Raw genomic sequence first — 17,338 nt, 5'->3', positions numbered from 1 at the left:
GCGGTGCTGCCGGCGACCGGGTCGGCGGTGCCGGCGCGGAGTTCGTCGAGGAGGGCGTCGCGGTCGGTGAGGACGGTGCCGAGGATGCGTCGGCCGGCGGCCAGCAGGTCGGCCACGTCGGGGGTGCTCAGCGAGTACATGACCAGCGGGCCGTCCCGGTAGGAGGTGACCATGCCGGCCCGGCGCAGCACGGCGAGCTGCTGGGACAGGTTGGACGGCTCGACCTCGATGACGGCGAGCAGGTCGCGGACCGGCTTCGGCCCGTCCTGGAGGAGTTCGAGCACCCGGATGCGTACGGGGTGACCGAGGGTGCGGAACAGCTCCGCCTTGGCCTGGTACAGCGGCACCGACACCGGCGACCTTCTTCCCGTTCGACGACGTGAAGACTTTAGCACTTGCACAATTCTTCAATTCACCTGTCGCGTGGTTCGTGACTCCCGCTTCGGGGCGGATCGCGCGGTGTGCCCCCGGCGAACCTGCTGGGGGCACACCGCAAGGGTCAGTCGACGCCCTGCCGACCAAGCACGGCCGCAGTGGTCAGCGTGGCCGCCCCGGATCGCTGGTCGACGCCGAGAGCGCACCGTCGGCCGGCGCGAAGATCAACCGGGAGCGCAACTGCCGGAAACCGGTGCGTTCCAGCTCGGCGACCACCGCCACCCGGTGGGCGTCCACGTCGGCCACCACCTCCCGGGCGCCGTCGGCCGCCAACGCCGCGACCGAGTCGGCCAGCAGGTCGCCGCGCGCCGACGGGTCGAGCACGCCGAGGTAGCCGAGCATCGGGAAACAGGCATCCCCGGCCGCCCCGGCCAACCCCACCGGCTCCCCGGCGGCCAGGGCGACCCGCCAGGTCGTGGCCGGGCCGGCCAGCCAGGCCCGTGGATCCCTGGCCAGGTCCACCCCGGCCACCGCCTGGGCGATCTCGCGGCCGGTCAGCACGTCCGGCTCGGCGATCCGGCCGACGAGGGAGTCGATCTCCGTGCTGTCGGTGGCCGGCCGAAAGGCGTAACGGCCCGAGGCCGCCGGCAGTGGGGTGCCCGCCCACGAGCACCGGAGTCGCTCACCCCGCTCGACCAGCCCGGCGAGCCGGGCCGCCGCCAGCGGTGCCCGGACCACGGCCAGCACCTCCGGCCGACGCCGCCAGTGCGCCGGCAAGCCGGCGTAGTACCGGTGCGGACCACCGAGCGCCTCGTGGGCCGCGCGCAGCAGTGCCGCACCCACCTCCGGCCCGGCGGCCAGGTCGAAGCGGTCCAGCCAGGGCGCACCGACAGCTCCGGGTGGCAGGAGCCACGCGGCCCGGCCCACCACCCGGCCACCCCGCAGGGCGATCCAGGTGCGCTCGGGCCGGTAGCCACCCCCGGCGACACCGTCGGCGTAACCGACCTTGCGCAGTTGGGGCAGCGGGTCGGGCATGGACTCGAACAGATCTTCCTCGCCCGCGACGAGCGGGCGGATGACCAGGTCGGTCATGGGGAATCCTCCGGAAAGCGAACGCCCCGGTCAGATCCGCGTGGACGCCGGGACGCGGAGGGGGCGCAGAACATCGGACATTGTTCTGACCTCCTTCCGGCTCGACGGCGTGCCGCGAAAACGTACTCTACGCGTACTCCATGATCCGCCGTGGCAACCAGCACGGGCTGCGGATCGTCGGCACCCTGAAGTCCGGGCCGGGGCTCAACGTCCTCGCCGTCTTCGAGAAGTGAGCACGGGTCAGGCCGGCAGGAAGCGGACCGCGTCGGCGACGACGTACCCGTCGGTGCCCTCGGTGCGGATCAGCACGCTGCCGGCCGTCCCCGCCGGAAACTGGTACGTCCCCAGCGACACCCACTGCCCGCCCGACGCGCGCTGGTCGACCACCCGGGTGGTCACCCCACCGCCGTGCACCACGTCGACCGGGACGTTGCCGGCCCGGTTCGGGTCCGCCGTCCAGCGAAACTGGACCGCCCAACTCCCGGCCGTCGGCAGGGCAGGGGTGAACCGCAGCCGGTTGACACCCTTGCCGGTGTTGCCGTCGTGCTCGTAGTCCGACCCCCAGTAACCGCCGATGGCGGTGCTGCTCACCCAGACCCCGGCCCGGGTGACCCCGGCTGCCCGGTTGTCCACCACGATCTCGCCGTCGGCGGTGGGCGGCCAGCTCAGGATCTGCCCGTCCCGGCGCAACCGGGCCTGGAGGGCGGCGACGTCGACCTGCTGCACCGGCACCCCGGCATCCACCGCCAGCAGCGCCGCCGTCGCCGCGGACTGGGCGAGGATCATGAAGACCGGTTCCATCCGGATCGAGCCGTAGGCGATGTGGCTGGCCGACAGGCAGACCGGGACGAGGAGGTTGGCGCACTGCCCGGTGGTCGGCACGATCGACCGGTAGCTGATCGGGTACGGGCCGGGCACCCCGACCTGCACGTCGCCCTCGTTCTTCACCAACCCGTCGACCACCACCCGCTGGCAGTTGTGCGAGTCCATGGTGTAGCTGGCCAACCCGACCGAGTCGGCGGCCCGCACGCTGCCCCGGCAGTCCCGCTCGGTCATCACGTACGCCGACACCATCCGGCGGGCCTCGCGGACGTAGAGCTGCGGGGGCCACCCGCCGGTGGCGGTGAACTCGTCGGCGGCCAGGCCCCAGCGGGCCACCCCCGCCCGGACCGACGCCGGCAGCCGGGGGTCGTTGGCCAGGAACCACATCAGCCCCTGCTGGTACGTCAGGTGGTCGGCGACCATGCTGTCCCGCTGCGCCCGGGTCGCCGTCGGGTAGGCGTAGTTCACGCCGATGAAGTCGGTGGAGAACGCCCCGGTGTTGTTCGAGTCGGTCTTCCCGCCACCGACGCTCTGCGTGGTGAAGAACGGCCCGGTATACCCGGCCTGCACGTACCGCAGCAGCAGTTCGTAGTCGGCCGGGTCGTAGCCGGCCGGCTGCGGGAACGGGACCCGACCGGCGGCCTGGGTCAGGCACATCCGGAAGTTGTACGCCTGGATCCGGTCGTCACCGGTGCCGTTGCCCGCGACCGGGGCGGCGGAGATGCCGGGGAGCAGCCCGCTGGCCGGGCTGCCCGGCACCACGTACGGGTCGACCGGCAGGGTGAACTGGTGTGCCCCGCGCAGCTGCACCCCGTTGATCGTCTCGCCGTACGCGGTGTTGGCCTCCCGCCCGACCGTGTACGCCACCCCGGCGGCGGCCATCAGGTCACCCTCGTAGGTCGCGTCGACGAACATCGGGCCGGTGAAGAGCTGCCCGTTGTCGGTGACCAGGCCGGTGATCCGGTCCCCACTGCGCTGCACGGTGGTCAGCCGCGCGTTCAGGTAGACCGGCACCCCGTGCTCGGTGAGCAGCTCGTCGAAGACCCCGGCGGCCACGTGCGGCTCGAAGACCAGCCGCATCGGCGAATCGGGGGTGACCGGGACACCCTGGTACCTGGCGTACACCCGGCGGTAGAACTCCCCGGCGAGACCACCTATGGCGGCGCTGGTGCCGCTGTCGGTGTAGCCGAGCCCACCGGTGGTGAGCCCGCCGACGTGGCTGCCCGGTTCGACGATCACGGCGGTGCGCCCCAACCGGTGTGCCTGCACGGCGGCGACGATGCCGGCCGAGGTGGCCCCGTAGACCACCAGGTCGGCGGTGACGGTGCCGGCGGCCAGGGCCGGCAGGCCGAAGCCAGTGCCGGCGGCCAGGGCGGGAAGCCCGTTACCGGTGCCGGCGACGACGACGAGGGTGGCCCCGCCGAGGCGGATCAGCTGACGGCGGGTGAACGCAGGCGACATCACGGCTGCCCTTCGCAGACGAGGGGAGGAGCGCGCCGCCGCACCCGGAACGCATCGACCCTCGCTGATCAGGTCAGAGCTGTCAAGGGCCCCTCCTGCCCCACACCCGACGGGAAGGAGGGCTCGGGCTGCCGACCGGCGTGGGTCGGGGCGGCCGGGCCGGACCCGTGGCACGGGCACCCCGGGCCGTCCCGTCAGCCCCCCGGGGCCGGGGCCGCGTCGTCGAGCAGGTCGTTGACGCAGCGCAGCACCGGCCGGGCGGTCAACGCCGCCGGGTCCAGCGGCGCACCGCAGGTCACCGTGAACGTCACCGACTCCCCCGGCAGCAGGGTGACCAGCGCCGCGTCGACCTCGGCGGCCGGGTCGAGCCGGTCCGGGAAGAGCGTCAGGTCACGCAGCACGGTCCGCGCGGTGACCCGGACCCGCTGCCCGCCGACGACCGGCTCCACCGTCGCGTCGAAACGGGCCGCCGGCCACTGCGCGTCCCGGTCCTCGGCGAAGAACCACAACGCCCGCTCGGCGCTGGCACCGGCCTCGGCGACCAGCAGTTCCCGGCGCTCCTCCTCCGCCACCGCCAGGTCCGCCGGCAACGGCACCGCCACCGCCGCGTACGCCGGCACGTCGAGCGGGTACGACGTCTTCGCCCTCGGCTCGCCGGTCAACGTCGACCGGGTCACCGTCACCGGGGCCCGCCACGGGGTGCCGGTCTCGTTCACCGCGATCAGGGCCAGCCCACCGTCGCGGGGCTGGACGGTGAGCAACCGGTCGGCGTACGCCCGGCGCAGCGCGTACCACAGGGGTTTGCGGCGACCGTCACCGTCGACCGCCGACCACGAGGTGACCGGCCAGCAGTCGTTGAGCTGCCAGACGATGGTGCCGGAGCAGACGTCCCGGTGCGACCGGAAGTGCTCCACCCCCAGCTGGATGGCCCGCGCCTGGTTGAGCTGGGTCAGGTAGTGCCAGTCGTCGAAGTCGGCCGGAGCGGGCAGGTGCGCGTCGAGACCCCGTCGCAGCTTGGCGTCCCCGTCGGCCGCCTTCTGGTGGTGGGCCATCCCCGGCGAGTCGTGCGCCAGCGGCTCGTCGGACAACGCCCGGCGCAGCGTCGCGTACGCCGGGGGCGCCTGGTAGCCGAACTCGGCGACGAACCGGGGGACGTACTCGCGGTACTTCGTGTAGTCGTCGGTGTTCCAGACGTCCCAGATGTGGGTGGTGCCGTGCGCCGGGTCGTTGGGGTGGATGTCCTCGACACCCGACCACGGGCTGCCCGGCCAGTACGGGCGGGTCGGGTCCAGCTCGCCCACCACCCGGGGCAGCAGGTCCAGATAGAAGCCCCGCCCCCAGGTGCGCCCGGCCAGCGGCTCCTGCCAATCCCAGTCGTGCCAGCCCCAGATGTTCTCGTTGTTGCCGGTCCACAGCACCAGCGACGGGTGCCCGGCCAGCCGGGTCACCTGCTCCCGCGCCTCCGCCTCGACCTCCGTGCCGAACGGCTCCTCCTCCGGGTAGGCCGCGCAGGCGAACAGGAAGTCCTGCTGCACCAGCAGGCCCCGCTCGTCGGCGAGGGAATAGAAGTCGCCCGACTCGTAACGTCCGCCGCCCCAGACCCGCAGCAGGTTGACGTTGGCGTCGGCGGCCTGGGTGAACCGGTGCGCCAGCCGGTCCCGGGTGACTCGGGTGGGAAACGCGTCGTCGGGGATCCAGTTGACCCCCCGCACCAGCACCGGCACGTCGTTGACGTGCAGGGTGAACGGGGTGCCGTGGGCGTCGGGGGTGGTGTCCAGGCGTACCGAACGGAACCCGATCCGCTGTGACCAGGTGTCCAACGGGGTGCCGTCGGGCGACGCCAGGGTCACCACCAGCGGGTGCAGCGGCTGTGCGCCGTACCCCCGGGGCCACCACAGTTCGGGGTCGGCGACGGTGAGGGTCAGCGCGGCCGTACGCCGCCCGGCCGCGACGGTCGCCTCGCCGGTCACCCCGGCGACCTCGGCGCGGACGGTCAGTGGCACGTCGGCCACCCGCTCGACCTCGACGTGCAGCTCGACCCGGCCCCAGCCGTCGACGACCGTCACCAGTGGACGGACGGTGCCGAGCCGGGCGGTGGACCAGGCGTGCAACCCGATCTCCTGCCAGATCCCGGCGGTCACCAGCGTCGGCCCCCAGTCCCAGCCGAAGTTGCAGGCCATCTTGCGGATGAACGCGAACGGCTCCGGGTAGGCGTTGGGCCGGTCACCGAGCCGTTCCTGCTGCTCCCCGGCATAGCGGTACGCCGAGTCGAACCGGACAGCGAGGGTGTTCTCCCCCGGCCGCAACGCCGAGGCCACGTCGAACCGGTACGACCGGTGCATGTTCGCGGTGCGGCCGACCTCGACGCCGTTGAGGGTGATCGTGGCGACCGTGTCCAACCCGGCGCAGACCAGATCGACCCGGTCGTCGTCGCCGGGCCGGTGCACGAACGTGGCCGCGTACTCCCAGTCGGTGCGGCCGATCCAGGCCGACGCCGTCTCGTTGTCGTCGAGGTAGGGGTCGTCGATCAGGCCGGCGGCGAGCAGGTCGGTGTGCACACACCCCGGCACGGTGGCGGGTATCGACCGCCCGGCGACGGCGTCGGGCACCTGCGGCCCGGACACCGCGCGCAACTGCCAACCCTCGTGCAACGCCAGACGGTTCACGATTTCACCGCGCCTTCCATGATTCCCCGGACGATCTGCCGGCCGCCGACGAAGAGCATCACCAGCAGCGGCACCGTGGCGATGAACGCCCCCGCGAGCACCCGACGGTAGATGACGTAGTTGCCACTCGCCAGATCGGAGACGGCCACCATCGAGGTCGGGTAGTCGGTGCCGCTGAGCGTGATCAGTGGCCACTGGAAGTCGTTCCAGGTCGCCACGAAGGTGAGCAGGCCCAGCACGGCCAGGGCCGGGCGGATCGCCGGCAGCACGATGCTGCGGTAGATCCGCATGGTGGTAGCCCCGTCGACCCGGGCCGACTCGACCAGCTCGTCCGGGACGCCGTTGACGATGAACTGCCGCATGTAGAACACCCCGAACGCGGTGACCAGACCGGGCGCGATCACCGCCAGCAGGGTGCCGTTCCAGCCGAGCCGGCCCATCACGATGTAGAGCGCGACGATGCCGAGCTGGTTGGGGACGGTGAGGGTGAGCACCACCAGGAGCATCAGCGTGTCGCTGCCCCGGAACCGCAGCTTGGCGAAGGCGAACCCGGCCAGCGAGCAGAAGAACAGCACCGAGGCGGTCACCACGGTCGACACGATGACGCTGTTGACCAGGGAGGCGGCGAAGTAGACGTCCTGGAGCGAGAAGACCTCCTCCAGGTTGGCCAGGAACCGGTTGCCGGGGACGACCGCCGGGGGCAGCTTCGCCAGCGCCTCGTCGTCGCTGGTGGCGATCACGAACATCCAGTACAGCGGGAACGCGGCGAACAGAAAGGTCAACGACAGCAGCAGGTACGTGCCGAGACCGGCCGGGGTGTCCTGCGGCGCGCGCCCCGACAGCGCGGGCCGGCGCACTGCGTTCCTCGCGCTCACCGATCCCCTTCCGCTCGCGACTGCGGGACTCCGCTGCGCTGCGTTCCTCGCGCTCACCGGTGTCCCCTTCCGTTCGCGACTGCGGGACTCCGCTGCGCTGCGTTCCTCGCGCTCACCGGCGACCGCCCGACAGGCGGTTGGTCAGCAGGGTGTTGAGGCCGGTCACCAGCAGGATGATCAGGAACAGCGCCCAGGACATCGCGGCGGCGTAGCCGAGGTTGAGGTCCTTCCAGCCGACCTTGTAGATGAGCTGGGCGATGGTCTGCCACTCGCCGTTCGGTCCGCCGGTGGCGGCCTGCGCGTTCAGGTCGAACAGCATCGGCTCGGTGAACAGTTGCAGCCCGCCGATGGTGGACAACACCACCGTGAAGACGATCACCGGTTGGATCATCGGTACGGTGATCCGCCACAGCTGCCGCCACGGGCCGGCCCCGTCGATCGCCGACGCCTCGTAGACGTCACGCGGGATGGACTGCATGGCGGCCAGGTAGAGCAGGGCGTTGTAGCCGATCCACTTCCAGTTGACCATGGTGGCGATGGCGATCCAGGCGTGCGGCTTGTCGGCCCGCCAGTCGATCGCCGCGTCCCCCGTCCCGCCGATGCCCACCTCGGCGAGCAGCCAGTTCGCCATCCCGAAACTGCGGGAGAAGAACGCGCTGAACACCATCGTCGAGGCGACGATCGGGGTGACGTACGGCAGCAGCACCCCGACCCGCCACCAGGTCTGCGCCCGCAGTTTGCGGTTGAGCAGCGACGCGACCACCAGCGCCAGCAGCAACTGGGGCACCGAGGAGAGCAGGAAGATGCCGAAGGTGTTGTAGAGCGCGTTCCAGAAGTCCTCGTCGCCGAGCAGCCGGGTGAAGTTCGCGACGCCGGCCCAGTAGGGCAGGGTCGGGTCGTCGAGCCGGTAGTTGCGCAGCGCGACGACCCCGTTGAACAGCAACGGGAACAGCCCGAACACCCCGAAGAGCAGGAAGAACGGCGCGATCATCAGGTACGGCAGGTAGCGCATGTCGAAGCGGTACAGCCGGTCGCGCCAGCCGGACGGGCGACCCGTCCCGGCGGCGGATGCCGACCCGGGGCGGTGACTCGACGGCGGCGCGGCTCGGGTGGTGGGCACGGGACACCTCCGGGGCCGGGACGGGACGGGGCTGCGGACGGTCAGGACCTGCCGGCCTTCTCGGCCTCCTTGACCGCCTCGGCCCAGGCGGCATCCGGCTTCAGGGTCTTGTTCTGCACGCGGTTGATGACGTTCTCCACGGCCACCCGGGTCGGGCCGTTCTTCCTGCCCAGGTACTGCGGGGTCAGCCCCTGCGCCATCCTGGGGAAGATCTGCCCGACCGGCGCGTCGTTGAAGAACGGGTTCTTGAACTCGGCGATCGCCGGGTCGGCGTAGAGCGCGGGTTGCGAGGGCAGGTTGCCGACCTTCTTGAAGATCTCGATCTGCTGCTCCGGCTGGACCAGCCACTCCAGCAGCTGGTACGCCTCGTCGACGTGCCTGCCCTGCTTGGGGATGGTGAGGAACGAGCCACCCCAGTTGCCGCCGCCACCGGGCACTGCGGCGATGTCCCACTTGCCCTGGGTGCCGGGCGCGGTGTCCTTGATGTGGCCGAGCATCCACGCCGGGCAGGCGAGGACGGCGAACGAGCCGGCGGTGAAGCCCTTGTCCCAGTCGGCCTGGAAGCTGGCCAGGTTGGCCGACAGTCCGGCCTGGACCGCCGTGATCGTGTAGTCGAAGGCGACCTTGGGACCCTGCTCCATCCGGAGCTGTTCCTGTTCGTCGTAGAAGCCGACGGGCTGCTGCCCCAGGATCGGGTTGAACAGGTTGGTGCCGGAGTCGAGGAACTTCTTCTTCGTCCGGCCGGTGTAGTCCTGGCCGACCTGGATGAACCTGTCCCAGGTGGGCCAGAGGGCGGAGACCTGGTCCCGCCCGGTGGGCAGCCCGGCGGCGGCGAACAGGTCGGTGCGGTAGCACATGGCCAGGCCGCCGACGTCGGTGCCGAGGCCGATCTGGGTCTTGCCGTCTGCCGACAACGACTGCTTCCACTTCCACGGCAGGTACTTGCTCTCGTAGGAGCCGGCGCCCTTGTCGAGCAGGTTGACGAACTTGTCGGACTGGCTACGGAACTGGACCATGAAGCCTTCGTCGATGGCGGCGATGTCGGCCGCGCCGGAACCGGCGACGAGCTTCTTCTGGAGATCCTCGTGCTGGGCGTTGTACTCGCCCGAGTTGAGTTGGATCTTGACGTTGGGGTGGTCGGCCTCGTAGCGGGTCTTGAGGTCCTGGAGACCGAAGTCGCCCCAGAAATTGATCTTCAGGGTGACCTGGCCGCCTCCGCCGCCCGAGTCGGTGGCGCTCCGGCCGCTGCACGCGGCGATCATCGTCAGGCTGACGACGCCGACCGCCGCCGCGCGCGCCCAGTGGGTCCAGGACCGTCTCATCTCATCCTCCGCGCACACATCGGGGACGCCCATGACATCGACAGGCGTTGACTGAACCGGATAAGTGAGGCCACCGTACGGGCCACCCCACACGGTGTCAACGGCCGGTCAACAGCGCCTCGAACCGGCAACCTGGGCGTGCCCATCGAACCGCGAGGGCAGGGCCGGAGTGCCTCTCCGCCCTGCTCGGCGCGCTGGTATACCGCCACCACGCACCTCCCGCCGCGTACGCTTAACCGGGCAAGCGAATCCCGCTCAGCGGTAATGGCGGAGCACCCCGGCCGGGAGCGTCGACCGGACCAGGCACCGGTAGCGTGGGCACCGCCGGTGATTCCGGCCCCCGTCGACGGCCCACCCAGGCCGTGAGAAGTGGAGGAGACACACCGGTGAAGCGGCCGACCATCGCCGACGTCGCCCGACGCGCCGGAGTGTCCAAGGGCGCGGTGTCGTACGCGCTCAACGGGCAACCGGGGGTCTCGGAGGCCACCCGGCAACGCATCCTGGCGATCGCCGCCGAGATCGGCTTCAGCCCCAGCAGCGCCGCCCGTGCACTCTCCGGCGCCACCGCCGACGCGGTCGGCCTGGCCCTGTGCCGACCGGCCCGGATACTCGGCATCGAACCGTTCTTCATGGAGCTGATCAGCGGTGTCGAGGCCGAACTCTCCGCCCGGTCGTACGCCCTGACCCTCCAGGTGGTCGCCGACCAGGAGGCGGAGATCGCGGTCTACCGACGCTGGTGGGCCGAGCGGCGCGTCGACGGCGTCCTCGTCTGCGACCTGCGGACCAACGACATCCGGGTGCCCGCCCTGGAGGAGTTGCAACTACCCGCCGTGGTGATCGGCGGGCCGGGGCACACCGGCACCCTGGCCCACGTCTGGGCCGACGACGCGGCGGCGCTGGCCGAGGCGGTGGAATACCTGGTCGCCCTCGGCCACCGACGGATCGCCCGGGTCGGTGGGCTGCCCTCGCTGCTGCACACCGAGATCCGCACCGACGCCTTCGCCGAGGTGTGCGGCCGGCTCGGCCTCACCGACGCGGCGACCGTGTGGTCCGACTACACCGGCGAGGAGGGCGCCCGCGCCACCCGGCGGCTACTCAGCTCCGCCCGACGCCCGACCGCGGTGATCTACGACAACGACGTGATGGCGATCGCCGGGCTCTCCGTGGCGCAGGAGATGGGCCTCGGCGTACCCGCCGATCTGTCCATCGTGGCCTGGGACGACTCGCCCCTGTGCCAACTGGTGCACCCGCCGCTGACCGCGCTCGGCCGGGACATTCCCGCCTACGGCGCGCACGCGGCCCGCCAACTGCTCGCCGTCATCGCCGGGGAGTCGGTGGGCGGGCTCCAGGACGAGACGGCGCACCTGACCCCGCGCGGCAGCACCGCACCGCCCCAGGTCAGGTGAACCGGTTAAGTCAACTCGTACCGGCGCAGGTCACCGGGAGGACGTGGGGAACTCCTCGAAGTACGCCTCGACCCGCTCGGCGGTGGCCGGACGGGCCAACGCGAAGCCCTGGCCGTACCGGCAGCCGGCCCGGGTCGCCCGGTCGACCTCCGGCTCCGACTCCAGGTCCGCCATCACCACGGTCACCCCCAACCGCTCCCCCAGGCCCACCACCACGTCGATCAGCGGGCGGGTCTCCGCATCCGGCCCGGCCGGCCGGGGCTGCACCTTGAGCAGGTCGATCGGCAGCCGACGCAGCTGCGCCAGGGAGGCGTGCTCCGCCCGGAAACTGTCCAACGCGACACGCACCCCCATCGACCGGAGCCCGGCCAACCGGGCCACCACCGTCGGCAGGTCCGCGCCCAGCCTCGACTCGGCGATCTCCAGCACCAGCCGTTCCGCCGGCAAGCCGTGCCCGGCCAGGACCGCCTCCACCCGGGGCACCAGATCCGGGGCCAACAGCTCGGCCAACGTCAGGTTGACCGCCAACCACAGCTCCCGCCCCCCGGTCGACCAGTCGGCGAGCTGCCGACAGGCCCGGTCCAGCACCCACCGCCCCAACTCACCGAGCAGACCCAGATCCTCGGCGACCGGCAGCAACTCGGCCGGCAGCACCGTGCCGAGCACCGGGCTGCGCCACCGCAGCAACGCCTCGATGCCGGCCGGCCGCCGATCAGCCAACGCCAACACCGGCTGGTAGACCAGGTCCAGCTCACCCCGGGCCGCCGCACCGGGCAGTTCCCGCTCCAGGTCCAGCCGACGGACCAGCTGTTCCTCCAGGCAGGCGTCGTACCACTCGATCCGGTTGCGCCCCAGCTGCACGGCCCGGCGACGGGCCAGGTCGGCCTGGCGCAGCACGTCCTGCGGTGCCGCCCCGGTCAGCTCGGTCAGGCCCACGCCGACCCGCAACCGGGCCATCCCGGTCGGTGCCAGGCACGGTTCGGTCAATGCGGCCAGCAGCCGTTCGCCCAACGCGTACGCCGGCACCGACCCGGCGTCGGTGACCACCGCGAACTCCTCCGCGGACAACCGGGCGACCAGGTCCCGGGGGCCGACCACGTCGCGCAGCCGGCGGGCGGTGGTGACCAGGAGGGCGTCGCTGCCCACCGGCGCCGGACCACCCTGCGTCGGGACGGGCACGTGCACGTCGACCAGCAGCAGGGCACCGGGTGGGCCACCCCGCGCGCCGAGCACACGCAGCAGCTCCTGCCGGTCGGCCAACCCGGTGAGCGGGTCGGTGGCCGCGACCCGCCGCAGCTCCCGCTCCAGTCGGCGACGGTCCCCGACGTCGCGGACGTGCAGCACCACCGCGGCCCCCTCCGGCACCGCACGCTGGTCGCTCACCGTCGACTCGATCTCCCGCCAGCCGCCGTCACCGGTACGCATCCGGGCCACCAGCAGCGGCGGCGCACCGCCGTCGGACCGGGCGGCCAGTCGGGCCAGGACCCCCGGCGCGTCGTCGGGGTGCAGCAACCCGGCCAGCGGCAGCCCGCACACGTCGTCCTGGCGCAGCCCGAACCAGCGCTCACCGGCCGCCGAGAGCCACTGCACCCGCAGCCCGTCGTCGAGGACCACCACCAGGTCACGGCCCCCGGAGACCAACGTCCGGAAGTACGCCTCCCGGGCGGCCAGCCGCCCGGCCCACCGGCGGTTGTCGGTCACGGAGATCAACTCCCGGGCCACCAGCGACGGGATCACCGCCAGCCCCAGCAGGACAGCGGTCGGGGTGAACCCGTCGGCGAACGCCAGATGCCCGCCCGCCGCCACGGTGGCCACCACCGCCGGTGCCGTCACCCGGGGCCAGGCCGGCGGCGGACCCGCCGGGTCGGCCGGGTCGCCCGCCGCGACCCGGGCCATCCCCGCCGCAGTCAGCAACGCCCCACCGACCAGCAGCGGCACCACCGTCAGCAGCGACACCTCCGACGCCCGGTAGGCGAACAGCCCCACCAGGACGGCCAGCCCGAGCAGGACGGCCGCCACCCCGACCCGGCAGCGGGCCGCCCCCGGGCGACGACGGCGGTCGGCCAGCGCGCTCACCAGCAGCCCGGCCAGTCCGACCGCGCCGACCACGGTGACCACCCGGACCACCGGTGGCACCGGGCCGGGCGGGACCAGCACCCAGCCGGCGAAGAGCAGGGCGGTGCCGGACCCGAGCACGTCCACCCCACGGCGCAGCCGGGCCCGGGAGCTCAACCGGACATGGCCGGGCAGCAGGAGCAGCCCGATCGCACCGGCCAGGGCGACCGCGCCGAACCCGGTCGCCACGACCCCGGCCCGCCAGGACGTCGGCACCAGTGGCAACACCGCCACGGTCAGCCCGGCCACCGTCACCGCGACGTTGAGCGGGGCGGCGGCCCGGCGGGACCGCCGGGAGGTGGCGGCCGACCGGAACAGCCGGACGGTGGCCAGGGCACAACCGACCGCGCCGGCCATGGTGGTCGCCGCCAGTGGCCGGAGGAGACCGGCCAGGCTGGCACCGGCCAGGAGCGCGACCAGCACCGACAGCGTGGTCGGCGCGGACGGGAAGCGACGGAGGAGGTGAGCGACGGTCACGGCGGTCGCCTTCGTGAGGGGAAACACGGGGCGGTATGACGGGGGTTAGCGGTTCAACGATTCGCCACCACACGGGTTATGCCCGCCGACCGTGATCCGCGTCACCAGCCGCGGTCGTCCCCGGCTGGTCGACCGCCCGGCCGGAACCAGCCCGGTCAGGGGTGGGATCATCGGGGGGTGAGTCGCGCCGACACCATCCGTTTCCGGCACAACCAGGCCATCCTGGTCGCGGCCGTCATCGCCACCATCGGCGCGCTGCCCCTGGCCGCCGCCCGGTGGTACCTGCTGCCGGTGCTGCTGGTCCCGTTGACCGTCGCGATCTGGGCCTGGCGTTCCGGCACCGACGCCGACCCGCGTGAGCTGCGCCTGCGGGCGCTGGCCGGGGGGCGACGCATCCCCTGGGAGCAGGTCGTCGAGCTGGCCGCCGACCCGCGCGGCCGGGCCGTCGTCCGGCTCGCCGACGGGCAGCACCTGCCCCTGCCTGCGGTCCGGGGCGTCGACCTGCCCCGCCTGATCTCGATCACCGGCCAGTCCCTGCCCGAGGCCCACTGACCCCGGGGTCCACGCCGGGCCGGCCGGCCCGGCCGGTCCCGACCGGGCCGCGACCACCACCGGCCCGCGACCACCACCGGTCCGCCGCGACCACCACCGGTCCGCGACCACCACCGGTCCGTCGCGACCGACGGCGTCAGTAGCCGTCGACCACCGTGTTGACCAGCGGTTCCCCGGCGACGAACCGCCGCAACTGCTCCCCCACCAGCCGGTACGCCCGGGGCAGCAGCCCCCGTACCGAGCCGGCGACGTGCGGGGTGAGCAGCACGTTCGGCAACTCCCAGAGCGGATGGTCGGCGGGCAGCGGCTCCGGGTCGGTCACGTCCAACGCCGCCCGCAACCGGCCGGAGGTCAGCTCCGCGACCAGCGCCGACGTGTCCGCCACCGGGCCCCTGGCGGCGTTGACCAGCAGCGCCCCGTCCGGCATGGCGGCCAGGAAACCCGCGTCGACCAGCCCCCGGGTGGCCTCGGTCAACGGCACCAGCAGCACCACCACGTCGGCCTCGGGCAGCAGCCGGGGCAGTTCGGTCACCGGGTGCACCCCCTCCGCCGGCCGTGCGGTCCGGGCGACCAGGGTGAAGGTGACGTCGAACGGGGCCAGCCGGGCCCGGACCGCCGCACCGATCGAACCGGCCCCCACGATCAGCACCCGCTTGCCGGTCAGCTCGTCGGTCGGCGCGACCCGGTCGTACGCCCACTCCCGCCGCGACTGGGCGCGGGCCAGCTCCGGGAAGCCCCGCAGCTGGGCCAGGATCGCCGTGACCACCCACTCGGCGGTACCGGCGTCGTGCACCCCCCGGGCGTCGCACAGGGTCACCCCGGGGGGCACCCGGCCGGACCAGGCGTCCGCCCCGGCGGAGAGCAGCTGCACCACCGCCAGCTCCGGCAGCCGGCCCAGCATCGCCGTGGTGTCCACCCCGGCCAGGAACGGCGGCACCCAGAACCGGACGCCGGTCGGGTCGCCGGGCGGATTCTCCGGATCGGTCCACGGCTGTACGGTGACACCGGCCGGCACCGCCCCGAGCAGCTCGACACCGACAGGATGCGGAATCCATACCTTCACGCGTGCCGACGATAGCCCTCCGTCGGCAGGCTGTTCCGAGGGGCCGGCCCACCGACGCCGCACCGGGCGATGTCGCCCACCTCCCCGGGCGCGCGACGGTCGGGGCGGGTATAACCGGGGGTCGGACGTCGATCGGCGTCCCCCATCCAGGCAGACAGGTGGTCGATGACCGAGCGCAGCGAACGGCCAGCCGTCGGGATCGCCGCGCTGGCCGACCCGGCCCGACTGCGGTCACTGACCGACACCGGGCTGGACGCCGCGCCGGACGAGGCGTTCGACCGGTTCGCCCGGCTGGTCAGCGACCTGCTCGACGTGCCGGTGGCGCTGGTCTCCCTGGTCACCGAGACCCGGCAGTTCTTTCCCGGCGCGGTCGGGCTGCCCGACCCGTGGGCCGCCCGCCGGCAGACCCCGTTGAGCCACTCGTTCTGCCAACACGTGATCGACACCGAGATCCCACTGGTGCTGCCGGACGCCCGGCTCTACCCCCGGGTCCGGGACAACCTGGCCGTGCCGGAACTGGGTGTCGTCGCGTACGCCGGGATGCCGTTGACCGACCTGGACGGCAGGGTGCTCGGCTCGCTGTGCGCGATCGACAGCAAACCCCGGGCGTGGACGAAGGCGCAGCTGCGGACGCTTGCCGACCTGGCGGCGGCCTGCTCCTCGGAGCTGCGGCTGCGGATCGCCCTGGACGCCGCCCAGCAGGCCCGCCGGCTGGTCGAACACGCGCACGACCGGCTCAACCTGCTCGCCTCGCTGAGCGAAACCCTGGCCGGCACGCTCGACGTCGAGACGGCCGTGGCGCGGCTGGCCGACGCGGTGGTGCCGCTGCTGGCCGACTGGGCCATGGTGACCCTGGTCGACCAGGCTGGCACCCCCCGGTGGGTGAACACCGTGCACCGCGATCCGGCCCGCGCCGCCGAGGCCGCCCGGTTCGGCGAGCTGGCGCTGCGCCGGCTCGGCCCGGCCTCGATCACCCGGACGGTGCTGCGGACCGGCCAGCCGGTGCTGCGCCACGTCGCCGACCTGGACGACGTCCGGCAGGCCAGCGACGAGCCGGAGCTGGTGACCCTCGCCGAGCGGCTGGGCTTCGCCTCACACCTGACCGTGCCGGTGCCGGCCCCCGGCCGGGGTACGGCGATGGGCGCGGTCACCCTGGTCGCCGGGCCCGACCGGCGGGCCTTCGACGACGACGACCTCGGCACCGCGCTGGAGATCGGCCGGCGTGCGGGGCAGGCGGTCGGCAACGGCTGGATCTACGGCGAGCAACGGCACGTCGCCGAGGTGCTGCAGCACAGCATGCTCCCGCAGTTGCCGCAGAGCCCGTGGGTCGAGCTGGTGGCCCGCTACCAGCCGGCCGCCGACCGGGTGGAGGTGGGCGGCGACTGGTACGACGCCTTCGTGCAGCCCGACGGCGATCTGGTCGCGGCGATCGGGGACGTCGCCGGCCACGACATCGAGGCCGCCGCGACCATGGGTCAGCTGCGCAACCTCGTCCGGGGCAACGCGTACGGGCGCACCGATCCGGTCGACGAGCTGATGCGGCGGTTGGACGCCACCATCTCCGGGCTGCGCATCCCGACCGCCGCCACGGCGGTGCTGGCCCGACTGCGGCCGGTCCCCGACGGGGTGGCGGTCACCTGGTGCAACGCCGGCCATCCCGCGCCGCTGCTGGTCACCGCCGACGGCACGGTACGGCTGCTCGACGGTCGGCGGGAACCGCTGCTGGGGTTGACCCGGCCGGTCCCCCGCACCGGGGCACGGGTGCTCCTCGCCCCCGGGGACACCCTGCTGCTCTACACCGACGGGCTGGTGGAGCGGCGGGACCAGCCGATCGACGAGGGCATGGCGCAGTTGTGCGAACGGGTCACCGCCGCCGGGGTCCGACCCGCCGCCGACCTGTGCGACCTGCTGCTCGGTTCGGAGGAGCGGCGTGAGGACGACGTGGCGTTGCTGGCCGTACGGGCCCGCTGAGGCGGTCGCCGACCGGTGGGC

11 protein-coding genes and 1 pseudogene are annotated in these 17,338 nt (G+C 72.9%); 3 read left to right on the top strand and 9 right to left on the bottom strand.

Translation table 11 applies throughout. The features are described from left to right. Nucleotides 1-20: 20 nt before the first annotated feature. From ACQP2H_RS06450 to ACQP2H_RS06420, 7 genes and pseudogenes are all read right to left on the bottom strand, one after another. A pseudogene (locus tag ACQP2H_RS06450) lies at nucleotides 21-353 on the bottom strand (ArsR/SmtB family transcription factor); the annotation flags it as partial. A gap of 184 nt (nucleotides 354-537) precedes the next feature. Beyond that, nucleotides 538-1,467 (bottom strand): acetyltransferase, encoded by a 930-nt coding sequence (locus tag ACQP2H_RS06445; RefSeq protein WP_433231589.1) that lies wholly within the window; start codon nucleotides 1,465-1,467, stop codon nucleotides 538-540. A gap of 240 nt (nucleotides 1,468-1,707) precedes the next feature. Continuing rightward, nucleotides 1,708-3,750 carry an FAD-dependent oxidoreductase gene (locus ACQP2H_RS06440; protein ID WP_433231587.1) on the bottom strand — a complete coding sequence of 681 codons (2,043 nt, stop codon included), beginning with the start codon at nucleotides 3,748-3,750 and terminating at the stop codon, nucleotides 1,708-1,710. Nucleotides 3,751-3,944: 194 nt separating this feature from the next. Beyond that, nucleotides 3,945-6,416 (bottom strand): glycoside hydrolase family 2 protein, encoded by a 2,472-nt coding sequence (locus ACQP2H_RS06435; protein ID WP_357534668.1) that lies wholly within the window; start codon nucleotides 6,414-6,416, stop codon nucleotides 3,945-3,947. Continuing rightward, the gene (locus ACQP2H_RS06430; protein ID WP_219470743.1) at nucleotides 6,413-7,273 is read right to left on the bottom strand and encodes a carbohydrate ABC transporter permease; all 861 of its coding nucleotides are present in this window, start codon (nucleotides 7,271-7,273) and stop codon (nucleotides 6,413-6,415) included. Before ACQP2H_RS06430 ends, ACQP2H_RS06435 begins: the two co-directional genes overlap by 4 nt. 130 nt (nucleotides 7,274-7,403) lie before the next feature. After that, on the bottom strand, nucleotides 7,404-8,411 hold the full coding sequence (locus ACQP2H_RS06425) for a carbohydrate ABC transporter permease (protein WP_433231584.1): 1,008 nt from the start codon (nucleotides 8,409-8,411) through the stop codon (nucleotides 7,404-7,406). 41 nt (nucleotides 8,412-8,452) lie between these two features. After that, nucleotides 8,453-9,733 (bottom strand): ABC transporter substrate-binding protein, encoded by a 1,281-nt coding sequence (locus tag ACQP2H_RS06420; RefSeq protein ID WP_219468048.1) that lies wholly within the window; start codon nucleotides 9,731-9,733, stop codon nucleotides 8,453-8,455. A 386-nt stretch (nucleotides 9,734-10,119) separates the two neighbouring features. On the opposite strand from ACQP2H_RS06420, the gene ACQP2H_RS06415 reads away from it, so the two are divergent. Beyond that, complete coding sequence (locus ACQP2H_RS06415) at nucleotides 10,120-11,139, top strand: LacI family DNA-binding transcriptional regulator (RefSeq protein ID WP_219468045.1); 1,020 nt, start codon at nucleotides 10,120-10,122, stop codon at nucleotides 11,137-11,139. Between the two features lie 30 nt (nucleotides 11,140-11,169). On the opposite strand, the gene ACQP2H_RS06410 is transcribed toward ACQP2H_RS06415, so the two are convergent. After that, on the bottom strand, nucleotides 11,170-13,731 hold the full coding sequence (locus ACQP2H_RS06410) for a putative bifunctional diguanylate cyclase/phosphodiesterase (protein WP_433231580.1): 2,562 nt from the start codon (nucleotides 13,729-13,731) through the stop codon (nucleotides 11,170-11,172). Nucleotides 13,732-13,908: 177 nt separating this feature from the next. Between ACQP2H_RS06410 and ACQP2H_RS06405 the strand changes: the two genes are divergently transcribed. Continuing rightward, nucleotides 13,909-14,283: a PH domain-containing protein gene (locus ACQP2H_RS06405; protein WP_208567297.1), complete on the top strand. Its 375-nt coding sequence runs from the start codon at nucleotides 13,909-13,911 to the stop codon at nucleotides 14,281-14,283. Between the two features lie 136 nt (nucleotides 14,284-14,419). Here the strand turns inward: ACQP2H_RS06405 and ACQP2H_RS06400 are convergent, their stop codons facing one another. Beyond that, entirely contained in the window at nucleotides 14,420-15,346 is a 927-nt protein-coding gene (locus ACQP2H_RS06400) for a 2-hydroxyacid dehydrogenase (RefSeq protein ID WP_219468040.1), read from the bottom strand. 165 nt (nucleotides 15,347-15,511) lie between these two features. Here ACQP2H_RS06400 and ACQP2H_RS06395 point away from each other — a divergent pair, with 165 nt between their 5' ends. Next, nucleotides 15,512-17,317, top strand: a complete 1,806-nt coding sequence (locus ACQP2H_RS06395) for a GAF domain-containing SpoIIE family protein phosphatase (RefSeq protein ID WP_219468038.1) — start codon at nucleotides 15,512-15,514, stop codon at nucleotides 17,315-17,317. The last annotated feature ends 21 nt before the right edge of the window (nucleotides 17,318-17,338 follow it).

Origin of the sequence: Micromonospora sp. CA-248260, assembly GCF_050942205.1 — a bacterium.
Lineage (GTDB): Bacteria > Actinomycetota > Actinomycetes > Mycobacteriales > Micromonosporaceae > Micromonospora > Micromonospora antibiotica.
This window is presented reverse-complemented; position numbering and strand designations above follow the sequence as displayed.